The sequence below is a fragment of the Corynebacterium aquilae DSM 44791 genome (assembly GCF_001941445.1).
Classification (GTDB): Bacteria; Actinomycetota; Actinomycetes; order Mycobacteriales; family Mycobacteriaceae; genus Corynebacterium; species Corynebacterium aquilae.
Genome location: NZ_CP009245.1, coordinates 2,062,501 through 2,087,611 on the forward strand (window position 1 = coordinate 2,062,501; position 25,111 = coordinate 2,087,611).

The 25,111-nt window shown below is 60.0% G+C and carries 22 protein-coding genes and 2 tRNA genes; 10 read left to right on the forward strand and 14 right to left on the reverse strand.

Annotated features, from left to right (window positions below; genetic code table 11):
• Positions 1 to 66 precede the first annotated feature (66 nt).
• Positions 67 to 1,173, reverse strand: a complete 1,107-nt coding sequence (locus CAQU_RS08680) for an alpha/beta fold hydrolase (protein ID WP_084562954.1) — start codon at positions 1,171 to 1,173, stop codon at positions 67 to 69.
• A gap of 234 nt (positions 1,174 to 1,407) precedes the next feature.
• Here CAQU_RS08680 and CAQU_RS08685 point away from each other — a divergent pair, with 234 nt between their 5' ends.
• Entirely contained in the window at positions 1,408 to 1,674 is a 267-nt protein-coding gene (locus CAQU_RS08685) for an acyl carrier protein (protein ID WP_075726959.1), read from the forward strand.
• A 32-nt stretch (positions 1,675 to 1,706) separates the two neighbouring features.
• Here the strand turns inward: CAQU_RS08685 and CAQU_RS08690 are convergent, their stop codons facing one another.
• The 4 genes from CAQU_RS08690 to CAQU_RS08705 all read right to left on the reverse strand — a co-directional run bounded on the left by CAQU_RS08690 (position 1,707) and on the right by CAQU_RS08705 (position 5,992).
• Positions 1,707 to 2,096, reverse strand: a complete 390-nt coding sequence (locus tag CAQU_RS08690; protein ID WP_075726961.1) for a hypothetical protein — start codon at positions 2,094 to 2,096, stop codon at positions 1,707 to 1,709.
• 329 nt (positions 2,097 to 2,425) lie between these two features.
• A complete protein-coding gene (locus CAQU_RS08695; protein WP_425429692.1) occupies positions 2,426 to 3,331 on the reverse strand; it encodes a serine hydrolase domain-containing protein in 906 nt (301 codons plus the stop codon).
• 103 nt (positions 3,332 to 3,434) lie between these two features.
• Complete coding sequence (locus CAQU_RS08700; protein WP_084562956.1) at positions 3,435 to 4,799, reverse strand: dicarboxylate/amino acid:cation symporter; 1,365 nt, start codon at positions 4,797 to 4,799, stop codon at positions 3,435 to 3,437.
• Positions 4,800 to 5,164: 365 nt separating this feature from the next.
• Positions 5,165 to 5,992: a trimeric intracellular cation channel family protein gene (locus tag CAQU_RS08705; RefSeq protein WP_084562958.1), complete on the reverse strand. Its 828-nt coding sequence runs from the start codon at positions 5,990 to 5,992 to the stop codon at positions 5,165 to 5,167.
• A gap of 249 nt (positions 5,993 to 6,241) precedes the next feature.
• Between CAQU_RS08705 and CAQU_RS08710 the strand changes: the two genes are divergently transcribed.
• A complete protein-coding gene (locus CAQU_RS08710; RefSeq protein WP_157108964.1) occupies positions 6,242 to 6,526 on the forward strand; it encodes a hypothetical protein in 285 nt (94 codons plus the stop codon).
• A gap of 167 nt (positions 6,527 to 6,693) precedes the next feature.
• Here the strand turns inward: CAQU_RS08710 and CAQU_RS08715 are convergent.
• Positions 6,694 to 6,767 (reverse strand) — tRNA-Ile (locus tag CAQU_RS08715).
• 249 nt (positions 6,768 to 7,016) lie between these two features.
• Between CAQU_RS08715 and CAQU_RS08720 the strand changes: the two genes are divergently transcribed.
• From CAQU_RS08720 to CAQU_RS08730, 3 genes are all read left to right on the forward strand, one after another.
• Positions 7,017 to 7,089: transfer RNA gene (locus CAQU_RS08720), tRNA-Asn, on the forward strand.
• A 183-nt stretch (positions 7,090 to 7,272) separates the two neighbouring features.
• The gene (locus CAQU_RS08725) at positions 7,273 to 7,515 is read left to right on the forward strand and encodes a hypothetical protein (protein WP_075726965.1); all 243 of its coding nucleotides are present in this window, start codon (positions 7,273 to 7,275) and stop codon (positions 7,513 to 7,515) included.
• Between the two features lie 271 nt (positions 7,516 to 7,786).
• Complete coding sequence (locus CAQU_RS08730) at positions 7,787 to 9,175, forward strand: NAD-dependent succinate-semialdehyde dehydrogenase (RefSeq protein WP_075726967.1); 1,389 nt, start codon at positions 7,787 to 7,789, stop codon at positions 9,173 to 9,175.
• 82 nt (positions 9,176 to 9,257) lie between these two features.
• Here the strand turns inward: CAQU_RS08730 and dnaG are convergent, their stop codons facing one another.
• Positions 9,258 to 11,150, reverse strand: coding sequence for a DNA primase (gene dnaG, locus CAQU_RS08735; RefSeq protein ID WP_075726971.1), 1,893 nt, complete (start codon positions 11,148 to 11,150; stop codon positions 9,258 to 9,260).
• Between the two features lie 37 nt (positions 11,151 to 11,187).
• On the opposite strand from dnaG, the gene CAQU_RS08740 reads away from it, so the two are divergent.
• Together CAQU_RS08740 and CAQU_RS08745 are read left to right on the forward strand one after the other, a co-directional pair.
• Positions 11,188 to 11,760 carry a guanyl-specific ribonuclease gene (locus tag CAQU_RS08740; RefSeq protein WP_075726973.1) on the forward strand — a complete coding sequence of 191 codons (573 nt, stop codon included), beginning with the start codon at positions 11,188 to 11,190 and terminating at the stop codon, positions 11,758 to 11,760.
• Positions 11,761 to 12,063: a barstar family protein gene (locus tag CAQU_RS08745; protein WP_075726975.1), complete on the forward strand. Its 303-nt coding sequence runs from the start codon at positions 11,761 to 11,763 to the stop codon at positions 12,061 to 12,063. It abuts the gene before it with no gap.
• A gap of 35 nt (positions 12,064 to 12,098) precedes the next feature.
• Here the strand turns inward: CAQU_RS08745 and CAQU_RS08750 are convergent, their stop codons facing one another.
• The gene (locus CAQU_RS08750) at positions 12,099 to 13,334 is read right to left on the reverse strand and encodes a deoxyguanosinetriphosphate triphosphohydrolase (RefSeq protein ID WP_075728618.1); all 1,236 of its coding nucleotides are present in this window, start codon (positions 13,332 to 13,334) and stop codon (positions 12,099 to 12,101) included.
• A gap of 186 nt (positions 13,335 to 13,520) precedes the next feature.
• Between CAQU_RS08750 and CAQU_RS08755 the strand changes: the two genes are divergently transcribed.
• Positions 13,521 to 15,575 carry a TPM domain-containing protein gene (locus tag CAQU_RS08755; protein WP_075726977.1) on the forward strand — a complete coding sequence of 685 codons (2,055 nt, stop codon included), beginning with the start codon at positions 13,521 to 13,523 and terminating at the stop codon, positions 15,573 to 15,575.
• A gap of 189 nt (positions 15,576 to 15,764) precedes the next feature.
• On the opposite strand, the gene CAQU_RS08760 is transcribed toward CAQU_RS08755, so the two are convergent.
• A complete protein-coding gene (locus tag CAQU_RS08760) occupies positions 15,765 to 16,322 on the reverse strand; it encodes a hypothetical protein (protein WP_075726979.1) in 558 nt (185 codons plus the stop codon).
• 2 nt (positions 16,323 to 16,324) lie between these two features.
• Entirely contained in the window at positions 16,325 to 17,710 is a 1,386-nt protein-coding gene (locus CAQU_RS08765) for a glycine--tRNA ligase (protein WP_075726981.1), read from the reverse strand.
• 1,217 nt (positions 17,711 to 18,927) lie between these two features.
• On the opposite strand from CAQU_RS08765, the gene CAQU_RS08770 reads away from it, so the two are divergent.
• A complete protein-coding gene (locus CAQU_RS08770; protein WP_084563231.1) occupies positions 18,928 to 19,275 on the forward strand; it encodes an ArsR/SmtB family transcription factor in 348 nt (115 codons plus the stop codon).
• A gap of 1,406 nt (positions 19,276 to 20,681) precedes the next feature.
• Positions 20,682 to 21,104 carry a Fur family transcriptional regulator gene (locus CAQU_RS08775; RefSeq protein ID WP_075726983.1) on the forward strand — a complete coding sequence of 141 codons (423 nt, stop codon included), beginning with the start codon at positions 20,682 to 20,684 and terminating at the stop codon, positions 21,102 to 21,104.
• Positions 21,105 to 21,224: 120 nt separating this feature from the next.
• Here CAQU_RS08775 and CAQU_RS08780 read toward each other — a convergent pair whose 3' ends face one another.
• The 4 genes from CAQU_RS08780 to era all read right to left on the reverse strand — a co-directional run bounded on the left by CAQU_RS08780 (position 21,225) and on the right by era (position 24,897).
• A complete protein-coding gene (locus CAQU_RS08780; protein WP_075726985.1) occupies positions 21,225 to 22,328 on the reverse strand; it encodes a VIT1/CCC1 transporter family protein in 1,104 nt (367 codons plus the stop codon).
• 1 nt (position 22,329) lies between these two features.
• Positions 22,330 to 23,064, reverse strand: a complete 735-nt coding sequence (locus tag CAQU_RS08785; protein WP_075726987.1) for an isoprenyl transferase — start codon at positions 23,062 to 23,064, stop codon at positions 22,330 to 22,332.
• Positions 23,065 to 23,141: 77 nt separating this feature from the next.
• Positions 23,142 to 23,882, reverse strand: a complete 741-nt coding sequence (recO, locus tag CAQU_RS08790) for a DNA repair protein RecO (protein WP_075726989.1) — start codon at positions 23,880 to 23,882, stop codon at positions 23,142 to 23,144.
• Positions 23,883 to 23,985: 103 nt separating this feature from the next.
• On the reverse strand, positions 23,986 to 24,897 hold the full coding sequence (gene era, locus CAQU_RS08795) for a GTPase Era (protein ID WP_075726990.1): 912 nt from the start codon (positions 24,895 to 24,897) through the stop codon (positions 23,986 to 23,988).
• Between the last annotated feature and the right edge of the window lie 214 nt (positions 24,898 to 25,111).

The following is a 25,111-nucleotide window of genomic DNA, read 5'->3' on the forward strand; positions in this document are numbered from 1 at the left end:
TGGTGGCTCACCCCGCCTGTGTTTTTAGGCGCTGGGGGTTAGGCACTGAGAGTAAGGCGCTGGGGGTTAGGCGTGGGTGGTGCTTCCGGTCAGGCTGGGCAGGGTGCGGCCGACAAGTTTGCCGAGATAAGCGTTGAGGCTTTCTGGGTCTTCGAGGATGACCATGTGGCCGACGTCTTGGAGGATGTCCTTGTCGGCGCATCCCCAGAGTTTGCAGATGAGTTCGGTTTGGCCGACGGGGGTGAAGTGGTCTTTGTCGCCGACTACGCAGGCGCCACGAATGTCGGACAGGTACTGACTGGCGGCGGTTTCTTCGTGTTCTTGGAGGTCGTCGAAGAAGCCGACGATGGTCTCTAGTGGGGTGTCGTGGATCATCGAGGCGTGGAATTCGATGATGTTGTAGGGGGTGCTGTCGCGGTAGAAGACGGTGGCGGCGAGCGCGGGGGCGAGTAGCTCGGCTACGTCGTTGCGGAAGGATTGCGCGAGCTCGGGGGCGACCTCGAGTTTTTGGTGGACGAGGTTGGCCACGGGGCTGGCGAGGACTTGGGGCAGGCCTTGGCTGGCGAGGGATTCGATGGCGGTGGAGATCAGCAGGATGCCTTTGATGCGGGCGCGGAGTGTGCTGTCTGCGCGGCGCAGCAGGTTGAGTACTGTCATCCCGCCGAGGGAGTGCCCGACCAGGATGAGGCGGCCGGTGGGGGCGTGTTGGGCGATGGTGGCCATGACGTCGTCGGCGGTGCCGGAGATAGTGCACAGTTCTGGTTGCACTTCGCCGGTGCGGCCGTGTCCGCGGATGTCGACGAGCAGGCTGGTGACTTCGGGGTAGTGCTGTTGGAGGTAGTCGACTTGCAGGAAGAAGGAGTCGGCGGCCAGGGTGAAGCCGTGGACGAAGACGACGGTGGTGTGGTTGTCGTCGTTGACGGCCGGCCCGACCCGGTAGTAGGCGAGCTCGATGGGGATGTCGCGTGGGGGTTGGCCGGGGGTGGTGATGGTGCCGGTGGTGCGGACGGTGCCGCGGTCGTCGACGTGGTGCAGTCCGGGCCGTGAGGTGGGTGCCTGGATGGCGGCTTGTTCGATGGCGATGCGACGTCGCCCCTGTGGGGTGAGTTGTTTGAGGAATCTGCGCGCTATCCGGGTGGAGATTTTTCCGGCGTGTACGACATCGATGGGCATGGGTGATACCCTACCGCGCCCTGTTGTGAGGGTGGGTGGGGTGCTGTGGTGTGTGCTTACGTGCCTGGTTGTGCGGTGTGTGGGGCGGTGGTTGTGTGGTGTTGGTGCCTGGGCTGGCGGGGTGGATTTCTTGGTGTAGGCGCTGCGCTAATACTGTGGGGAATGTATTTTGATATTTTTCGCGCCTGGGGTTTTGTCCGGGCGTTGAGCCTGTGTGAGAAAGTGTGACCCCTCATGGCTGCTGTGTCCCCGAAGCTGTCGCTGTTGATCCGCGAGACGATCGCGGAGGCTACTGGCCTAGTTGTTGATGAGATCCCGGAGGGCGCGGATTTGTCCAAGGATATTGGGGTGGATTCTTTGTCGATGGTGGATATCGCGGTGCGCCTGGAGGATTCTTTTGGGGTGCGCATGGATGATGGCGTGATGGCCGGGTTGAGCTCGGCGGCTGATCTTGCCGAGTTTGTTGCCTCTCATGCGACGCGGGGTTTGCCGGAGGACTAGTCCGCGGCCTTGCTTGCGGTATCGGTGGTGGGTTAGCCGATGTCGGCGCGGTGTTGTTCTGCTGGGGTGTGGCCTGGTGGGGTTGTGGCGTCGAGGCCGAAGCTTGCGCGCCAGCTGGGGGCTGGTTCGAGGGATACCGCTATTTGGTGTTCGCGGGCGTAGTGGGAGAGCGCCTGGGCGAGGGCGTCGATTTGCGCTGGGGGTGCGTCGGTGAGGTGTTGGCAGCTGGTGTGGCCGGGGGTGGGGCCTGGGCGCCAGGGGATGAACCACCCGTGTGCCGCAAATAGGTCTATGCCGACGTGTGCGGAAAGTGTTGCGGGTTCTATCAGGTGGGTGGCCACGAGGTGTTCGATGGCGGCGCGGTGGTGGCGGGGTATATCGCTGGCTGTGATGACGGCGAGCCGGGTGTTGGTGGGTGCCATGAGGGGAAGTTCTTGCCTTGTTCTACCGGGGGTGGATTGAGCTTTGTTCTACGCAGTGGCTCGCACGGGCGGGTGCGCCACAAGAAGTGGCGGGTTGTCCGGTGGGCGCGGCTGCGTGCGGGGTGTGGCATCGTCTTCCCCAACGATGCCGCACCCCGTGGTTACAGGAGTTTTTGTGTTCACCATGGGCGCTGCCTGCACGTGCGGGTTATGTGCCGCGGTGCGGTGGTGGCAGGCCACTTAGTGGGTTCTATTGTTTGCTAACTTTTACCCCACTGGCAACTCTCAACCACTACTTTAACCCCCGCCCCAGGGGTTTCTTTGCGCTGTTAGAGGGGCTTTTTCATGGCTTGGTAGAGGGCGTCGTTAAAAGGCGCCCACAGGGGTTTGGCCCACGGCCCGAAGGGCTTATCGGTCAGCGCGATGCCCGCCCTATCGCCGGGGACGTCGACCCACAGGAAGGTGCCTGCTTGGCCGAAGTGGCCGGCGGTGTGCGCCGGCATGCTCGTACCGGTCCAGTGGGGGTTTTTGGTGCCTTTGATTTCGAATCCCAGGCCCCAGGGGCAGGGGCGGTACATCCCATAGCCGGGGACCACCCCGATGGCATCCGCATCGACGATGCTGAGCATCGCGTCGCGGGTGCTGGGGTGAATCAGGGTGGGGTGGATAACCTCGCGGGCGAAGGACACGAGGTCGTTGAGGCTGGCCTGCGCGCCGTGCCCGGCGGATCCGGTGAGGGTGGTCGATCGCATGTTAAGGGGCTTGCACACTGCTTCGTCGAAGTAGTCGGGAAAGGAAAACCCGGTGGCGTTTTCGATCGTTTCGGCAAGGATCTCAAATCCGGCGGAGGAGTAGATGCGGCGCTGCCCGGGTTGTTTTTCCAGCTCGCGGCTGCCGAACCCTACTCCCCCGAGGTGGGCTAGGAGTTGTTCCACTCTGGCCCCGCCGGGGCCGACTGCATCGTCGAGCTCTAGCGCGCCTTCCTCCACCGCGATCATCACGGCGTATGCCACAAGCGGTTTGGTGACGCTGGCCAGAGCGAAGATGCGCTCGGCATCGCCGTGGGTGAAGGTGCGCTCCCCCACGATGGCGGCGGCTGCCGCATGCTCGCTGGGCCACTGGTCGATGCGTTCCAGCACATCTGTGATGCTGTCGGCACCTTCGGTGGCGTGTTCGGCGATGATGCGGGGGGCCAGCATAGCTGGGGCCGCCCCAAAGGCAGTTGCGGTGTTCATGCCGTTTATTCAACCAAAAGCACACCTTGGGGACAGCGAAAACCCCGCCTGCAGCCAGCGCCCACACAAGGGCAGCCACAAGCGGGGTCTATAGGGGGTGTGTTTAGGCGTAGTCGTTGCGGGCGGGCTGGTTGAAGATCTCTTCGTCGAGAATCTTTTCCCGGCGCGCCACCACGACTGGGACCAGGGCTTGTCCGGTGACGTTGACGGCGGTGCGCCCCATGTCGACGATGGGTTCGACGGCGAGCAGCAGGCCGACGCCTTCCAGTGGCAGCCCCAGGGTGGATAGCGTCAGGGTGAGCATGACGGTTGCGCCGGTGGTGCCGGCGGTGGCGGCGGATCCGATAACGGAGACAAACACGATGAGCAGGTAGTCGGTGGCACCCAGTGGCAGGCCGTAGAACTGGGCGACGAAGATTGCTGCGATGGCCGGGTAGATGGCCGCGCAGCCGTCCATTTTGGTGGTCGCTCCCAGGGGCACGGCGAAGGAGGCGTATGCCCGGGGCACGCCGAGGCCTTTTTCTGTCACGGTTTCAGTTACGGGCATCACGCCCATGGAGGATCGGGTGACAAAGCCGAGGGAGGTTACGGGCCATACCTTGCGGTAGAACTGGGCCACGCTGATGCCGTTGAGTTTGAGTACTAGCGGGTAGATCACGCCAATGACGATGGCCAGGCCGAGGTAGATCGCCAGGACGAAGCGCCCGAGGGAGCCGATGGCGTCCCAGCCGTAGACGGCTACCGCTTTGCCGATTAGCGCCGCGGTGCCAATCGGTGCGAGGCGGATGATCCACCACAGTACTTTTTGCACGATCGCAAGGACGGATTCCGCCAGGGCGATAGCTGGTTCTGCGGCTTTACCAACCTGCACTGCGGCGATGCCAAAGGCGATGGACAGCAGCAGCAGTTGGAGGACATTAAACGAGGGGCTGGCGGATAGTGCGCCCTCGGCACTTTGTTTTACTCCGACGGATAGGCCCAGGATGTTGCTGGGAACCAGGCCTTGGATGAAGGCCCACCAGGATCCCACGGTGGAGGGGGCTTGGGCGGCATCTGCCGCAACACTGGCGCCCTTGCCGGGGTTGAGGAGCAGGCCAACTCCGATGCCGGCGCTGACGCTGGCTAGGGCGGTGATGGCGAACCACAAAATGGTCTTCCATGCCAGCCGGGCGGCGTTGGTGACCTGCCGCAGGTTTGCAATGGAGGTCACAACGGCTGTGATGACCAGCGGCGGGATAAGCAGCTTGAGCAAGCTGACATAGGCGGATCCCACCCCCGCCAGCAGGCTAGTGAGCCAATTATCTGGGGCCATACCACGGGCCACCACGCCCAAAATGAGGCCCACGATCAGGCCGAGTACGACCTGGAATCCGAAGTTGGAGAAAATCCCCCAGGAAGATCGCTTCGCAATGTTGCGTTCTGGGGTGGGCACCGAATCTTTGTCGGCGCGCACAACTGGTGCTGACATGTGTTTCCTTTTGTTTCGCTTGAGCTAAAGACCAGCGCTTTTAAAACGACTGGTGAATCTTTTGTTTTGCGCGCGTGCGCGTTGCAAACAAACTATTACAAACTAAGCAGTTCGCACAAACTAGACCGTCCAGTCTAGTTTGTGCGCGATCCAACCCCGCCCTCCCACACAAAAGCGCACCCCACACCCCCTTTTCACACAAAATGCGGCGCGCCACCTCCCCGCAGACAACCCGGTCTACAAGCGACCAATATCACCACCCCCAGCCCCAGTAAGCCGCACCACACCACCCCACACACCCCCACACAATCCCGCACAATCCAACACCACCCTGCACAAGATCACGCACCCCCCGAAACCCCTACCTAGGTAGCCCCACCACCACGCGCACGATCCTCAGCCTCCAGCACCTCCCCCTCCACAGACACCGAACCCTTCTCCCCCGACGGCAAATGCCCCTCCCCCACCGCACGACGCCAACGACGCCGCTCCGAAGAACGCCCCTTAGTCTCCGCGCGGGTCAATGCACGACTCAACTGCTTCGCCGTCATATTCACCGGCGCCCACTCCTGATTCGCCGGCAACACCCACCCACGCCAAAACGCCATGATCGCAAAACCAGCCCCCACCGTCGTCGCCACCAACATACCCACCGCATCAAAACCCGCATAGTGGAAAGCGACCATCGTCGCCGAACCAAACAGCGCCGGCGTCGCATACAACTTGTTGCCACCAAAAATTGCCGGAATATTACCCGTGGCAATATCACGAATCATGCCACCACCCACCGCAGTCAACATCCCCATAAACAAAGCCGACGCCCAGGGCATCCCATAAGTCAACGCCTTCGTCGAGCCCGTCACCGCCCACACCCCCAAAATCACCGCATCGGCGTGCGCCTCAAACAACTCCCACGCCCGACCACGAAGATGCACAAACATCGCCAACAAACCACCCGCCACAGCAAAACCCATATAAATCGGCTCCGCAATCGCCGCAGGAGTACCCCGCTGCATCAACGTGTCGCGCAACATACCGCCACCCAAGGCAGAAAACAGCGCCAAAAACGAAAAACCGATGATGTCGAAATTGCGCTGACGCGCAATCGTTCCACCGATGGCACCATTCAAGACCACACCAATAAGGTCCAAAATGCGGTAGATCGCAAGAATCGTGGGATCAACTGTAGGCATGGCTCACATCATGCCAGCAACATGTGGCCCATCTCATCATTTAGCCAAACTTTTCCCTCCCCCACACACCCACACAACACGCCAACCCAGGGCAGAAAAACACCACAGCCCCTCACCCCAACAGCTTTAAAACTCCAAAGCCACCGCACAGCAACGCCCAACAAGATGCCAAAGACCCCAGCCACCAAAGCCCACCACAGCCCACCAAAACCGCCTCCCAGCTGCCAGCGCACCGATATGCTGTGCCTCATGTACACCATTGAAGAAGCTGCCCGAAAGGTAGCCGACCGGCTACCGGAAGGCGTGAAACTGTCTGACAAGATTCAACGCCACGGCGATTGGGTCTTATTCAACCCCTACGGTCGGCCAAATATGTGCGGTGTGCACCCGCAAGATTTCAACTTACGCACTGGCGAAATGCCCCGGAGAGGTACCGCGCTCGATATGTTTCCAGATTGGATTTGGACCACGGAAGCCGAGTCGCTTGCCGAAGCCATCGCCAAAGAACGCAGCGCCCACACCGACACCGAATGAACCCACCACGGCACTGGGCGCATAATCAGGGCGCAGAATAACGCCTTGCGAAGACGCTTGGTGAAAGCGTTTCTGATGTCGTGAGATTCTCGCGCGATGAGGCCCCCGCGGACCGCGCAAGATAGGGGAATGCCCCCTCGCCAGAATGTTTGGCGAGAGGGCTTAAGTGGGGCCACCGGGGCTCGAACCCGGGACCAACGGATTATGAGTCCGTAGCTCTAACCGACTGAGCTATAGCCCCACATGCGACGCCTGAGCGCGGCACGCGAAACAGTATAACCGCCCCAACAGATCCCCCAACCCCCTACCCCACCAACAGCAACCACCACTCGAGCGTCGACGCCGGGCGCACTGTTTTTCGCCCAACCCTGAATCGCACACGCCCTACAACAACCGCCCATAAACACCCTCTGATGTGGCGATTTGCCACGATCAAGCGCAACCCATTATAGTTCTATCTCGTTGCACAGCCCGCCAGGGCGGCAGATATTCCCCCATAGCTCAATTGGCAGAGCATTCGACTGTTAATCGAAGGGTTACTGGTTCGAGTCCAGTTGGGGGAGCAAATACTATCAAGCGCCTCAAGATTCTTGAGGCGCTTTTTGTATGCCAAAAGCTCGGGAACTTCCCCGCCCTATCGCTTCGTTGGGTAGGGTGAGAAAACACGTGCCCACACACTTGTGCTTGTGGGTTGTTTAAGAACGAAGTTTTAGGAAAGTACTCCGCGGAAGGCGTGATCGAGGACCATGATTCAGTTCGTTGTCGGCGCAGCAGCCGGCTATGTCTTTGGAACAAAGGCTGGCCGCAAGCGCTATGAACAGATCAAAAAGGGCTATCAGGCCGCTGTTTCTTCCCCCGCGACCAAAAAGGCCGTGAGCGTGACGCGCAAAGCCATCGCGGAGAAGCTGGATCCGACTCCCCGTATGAAGGAAGTCAAAAACGTTCGCACCGTCGATGGCAACCAGGTGTTGGAGCCGGACGACGATTAGAGCTCATCCTTTCGGGGTCGCCCTTTCATGTGAGGCCGACCCCGTTTTTCGCATTTCAGCCCCTGTTGTTTGCGTGCTGAAAACCTGACCGTGGGTGTTTGATTCCATCAAAATCCCCCCCAAAGTCGCACACAGACTTCCGTTTTCAGGTAGGAAAAGTACAGTGCCCGACCACGCCCCTGCACCCGGCGCCTGTCCGCGCCGAAATACACGTGACGACGTGGATCTGGCACCTGAGCAACCTATTTCTCAAAAGATTCTGGAGTACCCCATGAGCACTTTCCCGGTGATCAACCCGGCAACTGAACAGCACCTGGCTGACGTGCACGACGCGACCAGTCAAGATTGGATGCAGGCGCTCAGCGATGCTGTCACCGCCGGCCAATCCTGGTCGCAAGTTACTCCCCGACAGCGCGCGACCGTCCTCAACGACATTTTTGCCGCAGTCGCCGAGCGGGAGGATGATTTCGCCACCACCATGACCAAGGAAATGGGTAAGCCCTTGCGCGAAGCCCGCGGCGAGGTCGCCTACGGCAACGAGTATTTCCGGTGGTTTGCTGAGGAAGCCGTACGCATCGATGGTCGCCTGGCGCAGTCCCCCGCTGGTGTAGGCACCATTTTGGTCACCCACGAGCCGGTGGGCCCGGTCTTGGCGATTACCCCCTGGAACTTCCCCCTGGCGATGGCGACCCGCAAGATTGCCCCGGCGCTGGCCGCCGGCTGCTCCATCATCGTCAAGCCCGCCCAAGAAACCCCCTTGACGATGGTTCTGCTGGGAGAGGTCATCGCTGAGGTGCTGCGCAAGCACAACATTGACGAGAAGCTGGTTCAGGTCATCACCACCAGCCACGCCAGCGACATGTCCAAGGAGCTCATGGCCGACCCGCGCCTGCGGAAGGTCACCTTTACCGGTTCTACCGGGGTCGGCCGGCACCTGGTTCGCCAGTCTGCCGATAACCTCCAGCGCACCTCCATGGAGCTCGGCGGCAACGCACCGTTTGTGGTCGCCGAAGATGCCGATTTGGATTTGGTGCTGACCTGCGCGCTGCAAGCAAAGATGCGCAACGGCGGCGAGGCCTGCATCGCCGCCAACCGCTTCCTGGTGGCATCCTCCATCGAGGAAGAGTTCACCAAACGCCTAACCGAACACATGGAGGGAGTGGTCATGGGTGACGGCATGGACGATGCAACCACCCTGGGCCCCATCATCACCAAGAAACAGCGCGACGGCATCGCAGAGCTCGTCGACGACGCAGTATCCAAGGGTGCACAGGTACTCACCGGCGGCACCATCCCGGAGGGCAAAGGCTTCTTCTACCCCGCCACGGTGCTGACCAAGCTGCCGAAGGACGCCCGTATCCTGTCGGAGGAAATCTTCGGCCCCGTCGCCACCGTCACCACCTTCGACTCCCTGGATGAGGGTATCGCCATGGCCAACGACACCGAATTCGGTTTGGCAGCCTACGGCTTCAGCGAAAACATCCACACCGCACAAAAACTCGCCAAGGAGCTCAAAGCCGGCATGGTGGGCATCAACCGCGGCGCCATCTCCGACCCGGCCGCCCCCTTCGGCGGCATCAAGCAATCCGGATTCGGTCGCGAAGGCGGCTCGGAAGGCATCGAGGAATACCTCGACATCAAGTACATTGCGCTGCAATAAGCGACCACCACGCAGCTAAAACATGAATAAGGCTCGCACCCCACCGGGTGCGAGCCTCTTATGTGTCTACTGGTCAGTGCGCCTAGTCCGCGAAAGCGCGATCGCGCAGATCCCTACGGGCCTGCTCCAAGGCGATGAGATCGGCAAACAAGCTGTTATACGCCACCTCATCATCGCTGGGGCGCATGCGCTCCAATTGAGATTTCAGGTGAGCAATCTGGTCGCCCACTCGCATTTCCTGTAAGCGGGAGAGCACCTTGTCGGTGTAGCCGGTCAACTGCTCAGGCTCAACACGGATATCCTCCACCGCCAATTCGGAAATAAACGACCGGCCCATCAGATCATCCATCTCCCCTGCCACGCTCGCCAGCCAATCCACCGACTCCGTGTGGCCCTCGCAGCCACCGGCCTTATCGATAGCCTCACGCACCGCCCGATACGCCGGGTGGGTAAAACACTCCTCATCCAAGCCGTCGAAATAGGCGCCCGCATAAGCCGGCCACTGCAACGCAATCTTCAGCGATTCCCGTTGCGGCCACAAATAGGGATCCCCAGGGGCGGGAGTCACAAACGCCGGTGCCTGCGGCACCGCCACATCATCAACACGCTTACGGGCCTTCAACGGCTGCGCCTGGGCGCGCGGATTGCGCGCCGCGGCACGCACCTCCCGAACCACGTCGGCGGTTTCCTGCCACCCCACCCAGCCGGCCAGCTGGCGGGCGTACTCGTCACGCAAAGCCGCATCATGAATCCCCGCCACCACCGGCACCGCACGCCGCAGCGCCTGGCGGCGCCCATCGGTGTGCTCCAAAGGGAAACCGGAAATCATGCTGCGCACCACGAACTCAAACATAGGGATACGACGGGCAATCAGATCCCGCACCGCCGCATCACCATGCGCCAAGCGCAAATCGCACGGATCCATGCCGTCGGGCGCCACCGTCACATAAGACTGCCCAGTGAACTTCTGATCGCCCTCAAAGGCACGCAACGCAGCTTTCTGGCCGGCCTCATCCCCATCGAAGGTGTAGATGATCTCCCCACGGAAATAGGTGTCATCCAACATCAACCGGCGCAGCATCTGCAGGTGCTCCTCGCCGAAAGCGGTACCACAGGACGCAACAGCGGTTGTGATGCCGGCGGCATGGCAGGCCATCACATCGGTGTACCCCTCCACCACCACGGCCTGGTGGCCAGCCGCAATGTCTTTTTTCGCCATGTCGAGACCGAACAGCACCTTCGACTTTTTATAAAGCAGGGTCTCAGGCGTGTTCATGTACTTGCCGAGCTTGTCATCGTCGAACAATTTTCGGGCGCCGAAACCAATGACCTCACCGGAGATGTTCTTAATCGGCCACAGCAAGCGGCGGTGGAAACGATCAATCGGACCGCGCTTACCCATCGTGGAAATACCAGCGGCCTGCAATTCCTCAAAGGTAAAACCCTGCTTCAACAGGTACTTGGTGGCGGTGTCCCACCCGCCGGGCGCATAGCCGCACCCGAACTGGTGGGCGTGCTCCGCCGAAAAACCCCGCTGGGTTAAAAAATCCCGCGCCGGCTTAGCCTCCGCAGACTCCAGCTGCTTCATATAGAAGGCGTGCGCGTGCTTATTGACGGCAATGAGCCGCTTGCGGGTGCCGGGTTCCTCCCGCCGGCCCGGACTACCCCCCTCGTAGCTGATCTGGTAGCCGATTTTCTCGGCGCACATTTCCACAGCCTCAGGAAAAGAGACGTGTTCCATCTTCATCAGGAAGCTGAAAACATCGCCGCCTTCCCCAGATGAGAAGCAGTGGAAATAGCCACGGTTGGGTCGGACATGGAAAGACGGAGTCTTTTCATCCTTGAACGGGGACAGGCCTTTGAGCGAATCCGCGCCTGCCGGCTTGAGCTGCACATATTCACCCACAATGTCCTCAATGGGGGTGCGCTCGCGGATTGCTTGGATATCACTGTCCGGGATCCGACCTTTCGCCATAGGGACTAACAGTAGTCGACGTGTAAAGATGGTGCTTATGGATCAACAACCGAGCGGCCGCAATCGTGGGATTCTCGCGACAATTGGTGCGATTGCCCTAGCCGCAGTGGCTTCGTATTTCGGCTTCAATGGCCAAGGAACTAACGACAATGTCGCCGCATCCCAGACCGCGGCCACCGCGCCAACCAGTGCCACACGTAGCGCATCCGAGCCGACGTCCGCCCGTTCGGAAAAAACACCTCAGGGCAAGACCCCTGCGCCCGAGGCTGTGGCTAAAGACAGCAAGGCCCCCAAGGGAATGGAGACCTGCCCCTTAGCTTCGCTTCCCCCTCAAGCCAGCGATGTTGCAGAAGCCATCGTCCATGGTGGCCCGTTTGAGCACCCTGACAATGATGGGGTGCGCTTCGGAAATTACGAGCAGGTTTTGCCGAAGCAGAATCGCAACTATTACCGCGAGTACACGGTCGATACGCCTGGGCTCAAGCACCGTGGCGCGCGCCGCATCGTCACTGGCGGCGGCTCCAAAACAGATCCCGATCAGTGGTTTTACACCTCTGACCACTATGAGACTTTTTGTTTCATTCCCGACGCTGAGGACGTGGTGAAGTAAATGAACTCCCAAAACGATTCCCATTCGGGTTGCGCCGATTGCGGTGGTTTCCACACCCCCACCACCCCGGTATTAGAGGGGAAAATCGCCTCAAAAACAGAGTTCTTCCGGGCCCTCTACGCGGCAACGGTGCTGCCTTTGGGGCAGCCGACGAACTACGATGCGCTAGCCGACTACTGCCGGGAGCTAAAAAAGGCAGGTGTTGTTCGAGTAGATGCTCCCACGGCCAATTTGCCCCTTAGTGACACTGTGATCCTGTGCGAGATTTTCCGCGAAGCCGGAGTGGGGTTGAAGCTGGCCTGAGGTGGTCTGCGGGCGGGTGACTTCACTGCGGGCTGTTAGCTGAAGAATCCGGCGTAGGCGCCGGCTTGCCGAGCTACCGCTTCCAGCCGAGATTCGGTCATGGAGGCAATTTGGTCGATGATGACACGACAGCGCTCATGGTCACTTGTCGCCTGTTCGTAGAACATGGCGAAGGAGGGATCGAGTGCGCCGGGGGCCCCGTTGTTGAGGTAGTCGAACACGGTGTAGATGCGATCGCGTTGGCGGTCTTGCCGGGTCAGGTGGTGGGGTTCGTCCATGACGTAGAGCACCGCGATGGTTTTAAGCAGCATGACTTCGGCGGCGACTTCTGTGGGAACAATAAGTTTGCCGTGGTAGCGGCCGATGGTGTCGGGGTTAGCGGTGCGGGTAGCGGAGACGATGCTTCCGACGAACCGGCCAACGAGTTGGCTGGTCAGTGCTTTCAGGGTGGTTAGTGATTGGAAGCTGCCGTCGAAATCGGCGGCGGCTGCAACAACGTCAATACCCCGCAGCCGGGCGGCAGCTTCGACGAGTTCGATGGCGTCTCCACCGAAAGCGCGCGCACCTTTTTCAGCCAATGCCATCAGCTCCGCGAAGTCCCACAGCACTTTGAGATCGATATTGCCGGCGAGGATCCCGTCTTCGACGTCGTGCACGCTGTAGGCGACGTCGTCGGAGCAGTCCATGATCTGCCCCTCCATGGGAGGGGTGGTTCCCGTGTGCCCGTCGAGGACCCAGGTAAGGATGTGGGCGTCCTCGTCGTAGCAGCCGTATTTGCGAGCAATGCTGCCGTCGGCGGCGGTGCGGGTCCAGGGGTATTTGCAGGCTGCTGCGAGTGCTGCGCGGGTGAGGTTGAGCCCGTAGGAGGTTTTATCGCGTAAAACTTTGGGTTCGAGCCGGGTGAGGATGCGCAGTGTTTGGGCGTTGCCTTCGAATCCGCCGCAGTCGCGGGCGCATTCGTTGAGGGCTACTTCCCCGTTGTGCCCGTAGGGTGGGTGCCCGATGTCGTGGCACAGGCCTGCTAGTTCGGCAAGATCGCCACTGACTCCGAGGCCTTGGCCGATACCGCGGGCGATTTGGGCGACTTCGAGGGAGTGGGTAAGCCTGGTGCGCGGGGTGTCGCCGTCGCGGGGTCCGACGACTTGGGTTTTATCTGCCAGCCGGCGCAGTGCGGCGGAGTGGAGCACACGGGCCCTGTCGCGTGCGAAGGCGTCGCGGTTGTCGACGTGCCCGCCGTCGAAGCTTGCGGGTTTAGCGGGTTCGTCGATCATGCGGCTGATGTCGGCTGCGGTGTAGGGGTACTGGGCTTCCACGCGGCTTAGGGTAGCGCTTTTTGTGCGCGTGGCGCTGGCGCCACGGGCGGTTGGTGGGTGTTTTGGTGCGGGTGTGGTGTAGGTGGTGGGTGGTGGTGGTTTTTGGCGGGGTAGATGGCTGTTTTTTCAGTATGCTTGGTGGTTATGAATGCAACTTTTGTTGGCCGTAGTTTTCTTCTCTCGGTAGCGTGCGCTGCTGCCCCGGCGCTGGCGTTGGGTATGGGTGTGGGCCCGTTGGCTGCGAGCGCCCAGGCAGCGGATGTCGCGGTGGTAGCTGCCGCGCCGACGTTGTTGACTGATGCGGTCAACGATGAGGCTGGCGTGTTGTCTGCTGATGAAAAGTCCCAGTTGGAGGACGTCATTAAGCAGGTGCAGCTGGAGAAGCATCTGAAGCTGTTTGTGGTGTTTGAGCCGTCGTTTGATGGGATGACGGGCGCGCAGTACGCGGATGCGGTCTTTGCGGCGAATAAGGGCGACAATGTGGCGGTGTTTGCGGTGTCGCCGGAGGAGCGCTTGTATGGCGTGGCAGTTGCCGAAAACGGTAAGACGCAGCCGTATAAGGATGCGATCGATGACGCGGTGTATCCGTATTTGGTGGATCGCCAGTGGTTTGATGCTGCGATGGCTGCGGCGAAAGCGATGGAGGGTTCCGGTTCTTCCGGCTCCGGTTCTGCCTCTACTTCCGGTGGTGGTTCTGATTCGGGCGCAGGCTGGTTAGCTGCTGCTGGTTTGGGTACGGCTGCCGCTATTGGCGGCGGGGTGGCGTATTCGAAGCGCAATAAGAAGAAGAACGAGCAGCGTCAGGTGGTGGCTGCCCGCGAGTTGGATCCGACGGATCCGGAGTCTTTGGATTTGGTGGAACTGCCGGTGTTGGAGCGTGCTGCCCACAATGAGATGGTGTCCACTGATGAGGCGATTCGTGGTGCCGAGGAGGAGTTGAGGCTGGCGCAGGGCGAGTTTGGTGCTGAGCGCACGGCGGCTTTTGCGCGTCGGATTAAGTCGGCTCGTTCTATGCACAACTCGTATTTGACTCAGCTCAATGAGTTGTCGCGCAAGCAGCATGTCACTGAGGTGGAGCAGCGTGCGTTGTATGCCGATATTGTGCAGCACTGTAATGCCACCGATAAGGAGCTTTTGGCGCAGGCGGAGGAGTTTACGCAGATGCGTAACCTGCTGATTAATGCCCCGGAGCGTTTGGATGAGTTGACGCGGTCCTCGGTTGGGTTGTTGAACCGTTTGGATGGCGCGCGCACCACGATGGAGCGCTTGGAGCAGACCTATGATTCCCGCCAGTTGACCTCTATTAAGGACAACACGGATTTGGCGAAGGCTCATTTGGAGCGCGCGGATCAGGCCATTGATCAGGGGCGTGCCTTGGCTGCCCGTCCGGCGGGTCAGCAGGCTGGTTTAGTGCCGGCGATTCGTACTGCGGAGAATGCGTTGAATCAGGCTGATTTGTTGCTCAGCGGTATTGAGCATGCCGATGACAATATTCGGACGGCTCAGGCGCAGTTGGCATCGTTGGCTGCTGAGGTGCGTGCGGAGTTGGATGAGGTTCCGCAGTGGTTGAATACCGGTGGCGAGCATGTGGATGCTTTGCGTGAGGCGCAGCAGGCTGGCCAGTCGGCGATGCAGGTTTTTGATGCCACGGGCGCTAGTGATCCTTTGGGCGCGTATACCGCGTTGATGGAGGCTGATGCCAAGTTGGATGCTGCCTTGGATTCGGTGAAGGCGCGTGCCAGTGAGTTGTCGCGTGAGCGTCAGGTGTGTGAGCGGCTGATGGAGAGCGCGGCGACGTTGCTGCGTTCGGCGGAGGATTTGATTTCGACGCGTGGCAATGTGATTGGTACGCGGGCGCGTACTGCGTTGGCGGCTGGTGATCAGGCGTTGGCGCAGGCGCGTGGTGCGTATAACGAGCAGAATTTCCGCCGTGGTTCGGCGTTTGCGGATCAGGCTCGTCAGCAGGCGGATCAAGCGATTAAGCTCGCGCAGCGCGACATTGATGAGCACAATGATCGGCAGCGTCGCCGTAATAGCGGCGGTAGTGGAGATTTCATCACCGGCATGATTGTGGGTGGTTTGCTCGACGGTGGCCGTGGTGGGTTCTCCGGCGGCTTCGGCGGCGGTGGTTTCGGCGGCGGCTTTGGTGGTGGCGGCGGCTGGACGGGCGGTAGCTCTTCGACCGGCGGCAGCTTCTAACAGCGGCTTCTGTGCTTCTTTCCCAACCCGCTTCGCACCTGTTTGTTGGTGCGGGGCGGGTTTTTGTGTGCGTGGGTTTTCTTCGACGGTCTCCGGGTGGGCTTTGGGTGGGATGCGGGTGGGTTTTGAAATGGTTCAACCCCCAACCGCGGTGGCGGTTGGGGGTTGTATCCGATGGCGGGGTGTTGTTTAGAACACGGGGCCGTAGAGGTAGATCAGGATGATGATCGGGGCGAGCACCAGCAAGGATGCGGTGAGTATCCAGGTGTTGCGCCAGAGTCGGGATTCCAGGGCGATGCGGGCGGCATAGCTGAGGAATGCCTGTTCTTCGCGGTTGAGGTGTTCGGTGGCGTCGTCTTCCCATTCGACCAGGCTGCTGCGGACTCCGCGGTTTCCGCCGCTGAATTGGCCGAGTTTGGTGCCGTCGGTGTCTTCGATGACCCAGTCTTGTTTGGCTTCGTTGATGCAGGCGACTGCGTGCCCGGCGAGGTCGACGTCGAGGCGTTTGGAGCCTCCGATGCGGCCTTTGTCGCCGGTGAGCGCGTAGGTGCGGCCGTCTTGCAGGGTGGCGGTGACGGCCATGTCGTCGCGGGTGACGTGCCAGGGCTGGTCGTAGACCACGGCTTCCACGGTGTGGCCCTTGTCGGTTTCGGTGAAGTGCCCGATGGTGGTTTCGCCTGCGAGCAGGTCGAGTTTTTGGGTGCTTCCTTCGATGGTGCGGGGCGTCCAGGAGGTGGTGGTCGACATGACTAGCAGCCGATCAGGCGCTGGGCGAGGTAGCCTTCGAGCTCGTCGAGGGGGACGCGCTGTTGCTCCATGGTGTCGCGCTCACGGACGGTGACGGCATTGTCTTCGAGGGTGTCGAAGTCGACGGTGACACAGAAGGGGGTGCCGATTTCGTCCTGGCGGCGGTAGCGACGGCCGATGGCGCCGGAGGTGTCGTAGTCGATGTTCCAGTGCTGGCGCAGCTGCTCGGCAACCTTTTCCGCGGTGGGGGTGAGGGTGTCTTTCTTGGACAGCGGCAGCACGGCGACCTTGACGGGAGCGAGGCGACGGTCGAGCTTGAGCACGACGCGCTTGTCGACTCCGCCCTTGGCGTTGGGGGCTTCGTCCTCGTGGTAGGCGTCGACGAGGAAGGCCATCATGGAGCGGCCAAGGCCGGCCGCGGGTTCGATGACGTAGGGCACCCAGCGTTCGCCGGTTTCCTGGTCGAAGTAGGACAGGTCTTCGCCGGAGCCTTTGGCGTGCACGGACAGGTCGTAGTCGGTACGGTTGGCCACGCCTTCGAGCTCACCCCACTTGGAGCCGGCGAAGTGGAAGGCGTATTCCACGTCGACGGTGCGCTTGGAGTAGTGGGAGAGCTTTTCCTGCGGGTGCTCATACAGGCGCAGGTTGTCGGGGTTGATGCCGAGGTCGACGTACCAGTTGTAGCGGTGGTCGATCCAGTACTGGTGCCACTGCTCGTCGGTGCCGGGCTTGACGAAGAATTCCATCTCCATCTGCTCGAACTCGCGGGTGCGGAAGATGAAGTTGCCGGGGGTGATCTCGTTGCGGAAGGACTTGCCGATCTGCGCGATGCCGAACGGGGGCTTCATGCGGGCGGAGGTCATCACGTTTTTGAAGTTGACGAAGATGCCCTGCGCGGTCTCCGGGCGGAGGTAGTGCAGGCCTTCCTCATCATCGACGGGGCCGAGGAAGGTTTTGAGCATGCCGGAGAATTCCTTGGGCTCGGTCCAGTTGCCGGGCTGGCCGGTTTCCGGGTCGGGAATGTCGGCCAGGCCGTTTGCCGGCGGGTGGCCGTGCTTTTCCTCGTAGGCTTCCAGCAGGTGATCTGCACGGTAGCGCTTGTGGGTGTGCAGGGACTCCACCAGCGGGTCGGTGAACACTTCGAGGTGCCCGGAGGACACCCAGGTTTGGCGGGGCAGGATCACGGAGGAGTCCAGGCCGACGATGTCGGGCCGGGAGGTGACCATGGAGCGCCACCACTGCTTCTTGATGTTTTCCTTCAGCTCGACGCCGAGCGGGCCGTAGTCCCATGCGGATCGGGTGCCGCCGTAGATTTCGCCACAGGGGTAGACGAGTCCACGACGTTTACACAGGTTAACGACGGTATCAATGATGGATTGCGGGGCCACTTTGGTGGTCTTCTCCTTGTGATATCAGTGGCGCCCGGCTGGCTGCCGGGCGCACAGAGTGCTTCAAGCCGGTGATTCTACCTGCTTTCACAATCGATGTGCCCTTTGACGGGGGCAGTGCGGCACTGTGGCGCGCCCGCTGTGACGCCTTGGAGGCTTGCCCTCCTTATGTGCTGCGCGGGTGACACGGGGTGCGTTTGGAGGGCGCCTGCGGGAAAGCCCCTCAGGCGCATTGCTGGGTGGGGCGTCGGGCAACCTTTGGCGTCGGTGGGAGAAAGAGCAGGTATGAACAGGTATGAACAGGTATGAAACAGCCCAGCAACCCATGCGGCACGGGTCATACACCGACGTAAGCGCCTTGTCTTGCGTTTGTCCAAAAAAGTTGCACCCGCCCCCATCCCACTTAGCCCTCAATTCACCCGTTCGTGTGAAAATTTGGCCACATTAGCGGCCGGCGAATTGACAACGACACACCGAAGTAAACATAAGATGTTTCTAATTTGGCGCGCTTTGGTCACATGATTGCATACAAACATAAAATGCCCTTTCATATGACCATTAAGGCCGCGTGGCCGGCCGCCCGAAAGCCCTTTTTCATAAGTGGAAAATTATATGTGTGCCTTTTTCGCGCAACCGCCGACCCCACCCATGTTTACTTTCGGCTAAAATCCCATCTTAAGGTAGCAATGCCACGTCTACCTGCAGATACTCCCCGCCCGAGCTGTCGAAAATGTCCCCAGGACACACTCCTGGCCAGAATTGACAAGGAGGAAAAGCGGTCGGGTTTTTGCACGCGACGGGGCCTGCCGAAAACCTTTTTCCACCTTCGGAAAACGGGTTTTTAATATGGGGTTTACCCCCTGGCAGTTTGCTACAGCACCTCCACCGAAGGTGCGAATCATGCGCGCGGAAGCACTCTTTTCGCACTCGCATGTAACTTGTGCAATATGTCATTTTCGCCTTTCGCGGGGCGATTTTAATAAATTTTAAGCAATACCACCCCCTTTAGGGGGTAAAAAAGGCACCTTTTTCAGTAAGCGAGCCGCAAGTCCGTGCGCGGGTTTCGGAACTCAGGTTTACTGAAAGTGCATCCCACGTCCGTTGTTGGGAGCTGGAAAGGAGCCGAACGTTCCAAGTTCGGTTTCGCCACACAGCCCCTCGTTGACATTTTGCTCAACATACAGCCCACGTACGAGCACCCGAAGAAGGGGTCCACAATGGCCACACCAACCAGAAATCGCCGGACGATAACAACGACCGCCCCCGATCGCTCGCGCCTCGATGACAGCGTGTACATCCAGGCCGCAGAGCTCATCCACGCTCTCCACAGCCCCCTGCGGCTGAAGATCGTCCACCTCCTCGCAGAGCAGGACATGTGCGTACACGAGATCGTGGAGATCTTGGGCGCCAACCAGCCTTTGGTGTCGCAACACCTCAAAGTTCTCAAAGACGCCGGTGTTGTCGACGCCGAGCGTCAAGGCCGGGAGCAGCTATATACGCTGACCTGCCCCGCCTCCCTGAAGATCATGCGCACTGCGCTGTCAGCGACGTGCAGTGATCGATAAGTAATTCTTCGGGGCACACGCTCAACGGGCTATTCGCCGGGGCCACCCACTGCTAGGCAGTGCGGTGGCCCCGGCTTTTTCATGCCTCCAGACACCACCCCACTGCCCCACGCCAGGGACCCACCCCAAGGACACCGCACCAACCGCAACCGGCGCCGGCGCACACCATCTTCACCCGGCAGCAGACCCCGGCCAGGTGGCTTAGCCAAGCCTGTCCTCTCCGCGCAAATTCGCCACTGGTGCTTTTAAAGACCACCGACACCTTCCGCCATTGATAACACCTGTGCTTCCACAAAACCGCCCAACACCACCCCAGGCACACCCCACGGCAACCCACGGCAACCCCTATCCCATCCATGCACGCACCCACCACCTTCCACAGCTTTAAAAAATCCCCCGAGAAACAACTGCCGTGGCAAAAGATTCCCACCCACCCCACACCCGATGAAAGGCCTTCTCCCCCGCCGTACCCAACACCCACCAACACTTCCGGATCCACACATTCAACACCGGCAAATGACTGCAGCAAGCCGCCGCAGGCAACATCAACACCCAAGCCCCAGCTAACCTCGCCCAAGCTTCGCCCCAGCCCGGCCCAGCCCTACCCAGCCCTGTGCAATAACTAACGCTCGCCGCGGCAAACCAAAAAAAGACTAAAAAAACATACTTTTGGAACTCTATCGCGCATTACCTGCGCATTACTGCTTGGCACCGCAGCATTAATGGCAGCGATTATAAAATTATGTAGCTCGATAGTTATTGCAGACATATAAGCACCCCCAGAAAATGTTGAGCTTTCGAAAACTAAATTCCACCGCACCACCCCAGCAAAGCCCCCAACTGACACTGCCAAGTTTCAATTACGCACAGCACAAAAACGCCACCCAGATAGGCGACAGGAAATCTGCTAACGAAACCGACCGTCATACAAAGGATTGATAAACGCCTACAACCTGCGCCTTTATCCACATGTTCCCGCATTCCCCACGGCGGTGCCCGCCCGTCCAATTGTCTTCACGGGGGCGAATCGAATAAACTTTTTTGCATGACTTAAATGAAGTATTTTCAACTTCACCAGTCGTGAGACCTAAAATACAGCGACCCCTCCGGAGACGCTCACCACACTATGGCCGGCCATCCAAACGGTCAAAACTCACATTTGAGCCGTGGTGAAAACAAACGAAACACCCCCGTTTCTCCCCCTAGGCGAGCTGTTTTCTTGTAGCGATACACCGTTCGGTTAGCGGTCACACCGCCACAATATTCTGAGATTTTCTCAGCACCTCGGGAAAAGTCTCACCAATAAAATTTGTGGTAACCGACGTTTCAGCTATCGTTATCTCATCAAATTCTTAACTGATTGGGTTTATCCCACTTCAGTGCCCTCTGAATGAAAGGTGCGATCCATGGCAGTCAAAACCGACGCCTCGATCCCGAAGCTAGGTGCACGCAGCACCCGTCAGCGCGCCGCAGTCGTCAACGTCCTGCGCGAACTGACCAACTTCTCCTCCGCGAAAACCATTCACCAGGAGATCACCGCCCGCAACTACAAGGTCGGCCTGACCACCGTCTACCGCACCCTGCAGTCCCTGGCCGACATCAACGCCGTCGACGTACTGCACATGTCCACCGGCGAAACCCTCTACCGCGCCTGCGAGTCCAACGATCACCACCACCACATCGTGTGCTCCAACTGCGGCAAGACCGTCGAAATCGACGGCGGCCCCGTCGAAGAATGGGCAGCCAACATGGCCAAAGCCAACGGCTTCGTCCTCACCGGCCACACCGCCGAAGTCTTCGGCACCTGCAGCTCCTGCCAGCACGCCTAAACGCGCGCCCGCACACAACCGGTCAACGGGCCGGCTCTTTGCTCCCACGAAAAGCAAAGAGCCGGCCCGTTTTCTCATCCCCAAAGCACACACCAATCCCCCACCACCGCAAAAAATCGCCTACAACACAGCCCCAAACGCCGAACCCAACCCATAGGTCACCGCACTCGCCCCCAAACCAATAGCCAACTGACGCAACGCCCGCGTCACCGGGGAGGTTCCCGACAAAATACCAACGATCCCGCCCGTAGCCATCAACGTCAACCCCACCAACACACACGCCACCGTGGCCGCCACCGCAGTCGAAACCCCAAACAAAAACGGAATCAACGGCACAAAAGCACCGGCGGCAAACAAACAAAACGACGCACCAGCAGCACCCAACGCGCTGCCCACCGCTTCCTCACCGGCAGCACTAAAACGCCCCCCAGTAATCGGCGCCTCCACCGAAGGATGATTAGCCCTAATCCCCGCCAACACCGCACGCGCATGCTGATCCGCTTCCTGCTCCCCCATACCGCGCGCACGATACACCAACGACAACTCATTAGCGTTCACATCCAACTGCGGCACCAAATTATCCGCATCCTCATGCGGAGTAGAAGCCGCCAACAACTCCCGCTGCGACGACACCGACACATACTCCCCCGCCGCCATCGACAACGCACCAGCCAACAGGCCCGAAAAACCAGTCAACACAATCGCGCCCTGGCTTGCACCGGACCCCACCACCGCCAACACCAGCGCCAGGTTCGACACCAAACCATCATTAAGACCAAACACCGCCGCGCGGAAAGACCCCGACATCTTCTCCCGCGAACGCGCAGCCAACCCACGCACCACCTCAGCGTGAATGCGCTCATCAGCCAACATCTGCGCCGAAGCATCCTCATCCTTGGCATAGGGCGAGCGGGCCTCCGCCGACTGCATCAACGCCAAGGTAAACACCGAACCAAAACGCTTAGCCAAAAACCCCATCAACAGCGTGGAATAATCCGGACGGCGCGGCATCCCCACATAATCGCCCAGCCGGGAACGCCAATACTCCTCATGGCGGGCCTCCGCGGCAGCAAGAGACAACAAAATCTCCCGCTCCTCACCATCCTTATTGTGAGCCAACTCGCGATACACGGCAGCCTCCGCCCGCTCATTAGCGAGATAACGCTGCCACCGCTTAATCTGGGCGCGCGTCGGCGTCGGCAACGCCCCCGGTGAGGTCGTCACGTTACTTCTTCACCCCACCGAAGCGACGATCGCGGCGCGCATACTCCTCCACCGCATCAAACAGATCCTGCGGGGTGAAATCCGGGAACAACTTATCCTGATACACCATCTCCGCATACACCGACTGCCACGGCAAAAAGTTACTCGTGCGCTTCTCCCCCGAAGGACGCAAGAACAAATCCACATCCGGCATCTCCGGATCGTACAAATAGCTCCCCAACGTCTTCTCCGTGATCGCCCCCGGAGCCAACTTGCCGGACTTAACATCCTCAGCCAGCCTGCGAGTCGCATCCACCAACTCCGCGCGGCCACCATAGTTCACGCACATCACCAACGTCATCGTGGTGTTGTCCTTCGTCAACTCCTCAGCGGCCTCCAACTCGCGAATCACACTGCGCCACAACCGCGGACGACGACCCGCCCACTTCACCCGCACACCCTTCTCGTGCAGCTCCTGACGCTGCCGAGCAAGCACATCGCGGTTAAAGCCCATCAAAAAACGCACCTCATCGGCACTACGACGCCAATTCTCCGTCGAAAAAGCATAAGCCGACAGGTACGGAACCCCCATCGCGATGCAGGCATCCACCACATCCAGCAGCACCGCCTCACCCCGCTTGTGGCCTTCGGTACGCTTCAGCCCACGCTCCTGGGCCCAACGCCCATTGCCATCCATCACGAGGGCAATATGCTTAGGAATGAACTCGGGGTCAATGTTTGGGGGGTTCAGCTTCACGAGAGGCTATTGTGCCATGATTTTGCGCTCCCGGGAAGACACAACATAGCCCCGCCTCACCCCGACTTTTCCCACCCCTACTGCCCCAACTGCAAAGCACGCAGCGGGCTACCCACCTGCACCGAAACACACTGGGACACCATCCGGTGCATCATCGCCGCCAACTGCTGCCCATTCGACCCCTCCAGCAGCTGCTGCGCCGCCTCACGATGCCCATGGGCTAACAACCACATCAACCGCAAAGCCTGCTCATCCACATTCACCATCCCCGGCGGACGACAATTGCCACACACCGCACCACCCAGCGCCGCCACAAAAGCATGATGCGGGCCGGGTTTGCCGCAGTTGGCGCAATCAAACAAACTCGGCGCCAACCCCTCATGCATCATCACCTGCAATAAAAACTCATCCACATCCACCAAGGGATCAGCACTATCCCGCATCCGGCGCAACGCCGCCAGCGTGCTATCGAACAAGAAGGGGTCATGATCATCGGCAACCGCATAGCGCCGAGCCGCCTGCAAAATCGCCGCCGCCGCGGTATAGCGCTCAAAGTCCTCAATCAGCCCGTGCGCTAAATACTCCACGGTGTCCGCCCCCGTTAAAGAACACAAATTCGTGCCCTCATACAACTGCACATCCAACAGCACAAAAGGCTGCAGCCGCGAACCAAAACGGCTATTGCTGCGGCGCACCCCCTTCGCCACCGCCCGCACCACTGACCGGGTGCGGGTCAGCAGCACAACAATCCGATCGGCCTCCCGAAAATCATGGGAGCCGACCACCAATGCCCGTTCACGAAAACTTGGTCGTGCCACAGCGAAAAAAGTCCACCACCTTCACACACCCTCACATCCCGTGGGATGTGAAGGCTGGTTTTCCAGCCACCACGAAAGCATCAAGCAGCAATGGTGGGGGCTTCTAGAACCCCAAACGCCCCAAAGCCTTGGGGTCAGACTGCCAATTCTTCAGCACCTTGATGCGCAAATCGAGATACACATTCGTGCCCAGCAGCTCCATAATCTCCAAGCGGGAACGGTGCACGATGCGCGAGAGTCGGCGACCATCCTTACCGATGATGATGGACTTCTGTCCGGGGCGCTCCACGTAGAGCACCGCGTGCACATCGGTCACCCCTTCACGCTCGGGGTTGGGCAGCACCTCATCGATTTCCACCGCCACGGAGTGCGGCAGCTCCTCTTTCAGCCCAGACAGTGCGGCTTCGCGGATAAGCTCCGACATCCGGGTATTGAGATCTTCGTCGGTGACGTGATCGTCGGGATAAAACTTCGGCCCCTCCGGCAGCAGGCCCGTGATGACGTCAATAAGGACATCGGTCTGCTCCCCCTTGGTGGCGGACACCGGAACGACCTCGCACTCGCCTCCAAGGAACTCGTGCACCGCCATTAGCTGGTGGGCGACCTGGTCGCGGGAAACCTTATCGACCTTGGTGACAATACCCACGATGGGGGTTTTCGGCGCGACGGTGCGAACCGCATCCAAAATCCACCGGTCACCGGGGCCGATCTTCTCATCGGCGGGAATCGTCAACCCAATGACGTCGACATCGGAATAGGTGTCTTTCACGATGTCGTTGAGGCGCTCACCCAGCAGGGTGCGCGGCCGGTGCAAACCCGGGGTGTCCACCAGGATGATCTGAGCGTTATCGCGGTGCACGATGCCGCGAATGGGGCGGCGGGTGGTTTCCGGCTGGTCTGCGGTGATCGCGATCTTCTGGCCAACGAGAGCGTTGATCAGGGTGGACTTGCCGGTGTTGGGTCGACCAACGAAGCTCAAAAATCCGGAGCGAAAGCCCTCGGGCGCATTCATCATGTAGGTGTACTTCCCTGCTGTTGTGTGAGGTGGTGGGTGTCAAACCTTAGCCCACTAGCAGCCGATAGCTGCGTTCGGGTTGCTAAGGCGTGAGTTTTTCTCCAGCCTAAAGCCTAGCCCAGAATCGCCCACAAGCTGCTTTTCTGCCACTGTGGATACCGCCAGGCATCGCAATGCACGAGCACACCACAGCCCACTTAAAGGCGCGTTATCC

Excerpts from the sequence above, each read along its gene's own strand:
- CAQU_RS08680 (WP_084562954.1), bottom strand. The coding sequence starts at position 1,173 with ATGCCCATCGATGTCGTACACGCCGGAAAAATCTCCACCCGGATAGCG.
- CAQU_RS08685 (WP_075726959.1), top strand. The coding sequence starts at position 1,408 with ATGGCTGCTGTGTCCCCGAAGCTGTCGCTGTTGATCCGCGAGACGATC.
- CAQU_RS08690 (WP_075726961.1), bottom strand. The coding sequence starts at position 2,096 with ATGGCACCCACCAACACCCGGCTCGCCGTCATCACAGCCAGCGATATA.
- CAQU_RS08695 (WP_425429692.1), bottom strand. The coding sequence starts at position 3,331 with ATGAACACCGCAACTGCCTTTGGGGCGGCCCCAGCTATGCTGGCCCCC.
- CAQU_RS08700 (WP_084562956.1), bottom strand. The coding sequence starts at position 4,799 with ATGTCAGCACCAGTTGTGCGCGCCGACAAAGATTCGGTGCCCACCCCA.
- CAQU_RS08705 (WP_084562958.1), bottom strand. The coding sequence starts at position 5,992 with ATGCCTACAGTTGATCCCACGATTCTTGCGATCTACCGCATTTTGGAC.
- CAQU_RS08710 (WP_157108964.1), top strand. The coding sequence starts at position 6,242 with ATGTACACCATTGAAGAAGCTGCCCGAAAGGTAGCCGACCGGCTACCG.
- CAQU_RS08725 (WP_075726965.1), top strand. The coding sequence starts at position 7,273 with ATGATTCAGTTCGTTGTCGGCGCAGCAGCCGGCTATGTCTTTGGAACA.
- CAQU_RS08730 (WP_075726967.1), top strand. The coding sequence starts at position 7,787 with ATGAGCACTTTCCCGGTGATCAACCCGGCAACTGAACAGCACCTGGCT.
- dnaG (WP_075726971.1), bottom strand. The coding sequence starts at position 11,150 with ATGGCGAAAGGTCGGATCCCGGACAGTGATATCCAAGCAATCCGCGAG.
- CAQU_RS08740 (WP_075726973.1), top strand. The coding sequence starts at position 11,188 with ATGGATCAACAACCGAGCGGCCGCAATCGTGGGATTCTCGCGACAATT.
- CAQU_RS08745 (WP_075726975.1), top strand. The coding sequence starts at position 11,761 with ATGAACTCCCAAAACGATTCCCATTCGGGTTGCGCCGATTGCGGTGGT.
- CAQU_RS08750 (WP_075728618.1), bottom strand. The coding sequence starts at position 13,334 with ATGATCGACGAACCCGCTAAACCCGCAAGCTTCGACGGCGGGCACGTC.
- CAQU_RS08755 (WP_075726977.1), top strand. The coding sequence starts at position 13,521 with ATGAATGCAACTTTTGTTGGCCGTAGTTTTCTTCTCTCGGTAGCGTGC.
- CAQU_RS08760 (WP_075726979.1), bottom strand. The coding sequence starts at position 16,322 with ATGTCGACCACCACCTCCTGGACGCCCCGCACCATCGAAGGAAGCACC.
- CAQU_RS08770 (WP_084563231.1), top strand. The coding sequence starts at position 18,928 with ATGGCCACACCAACCAGAAATCGCCGGACGATAACAACGACCGCCCCC.
- CAQU_RS08775 (WP_075726983.1), top strand. The coding sequence starts at position 20,682 with ATGGCAGTCAAAACCGACGCCTCGATCCCGAAGCTAGGTGCACGCAGC.
- era (WP_075726990.1), bottom strand. The coding sequence starts at position 24,897 with ATGATGAATGCGCCCGAGGGCTTTCGCTCCGGATTTTTGAGCTTCGTT.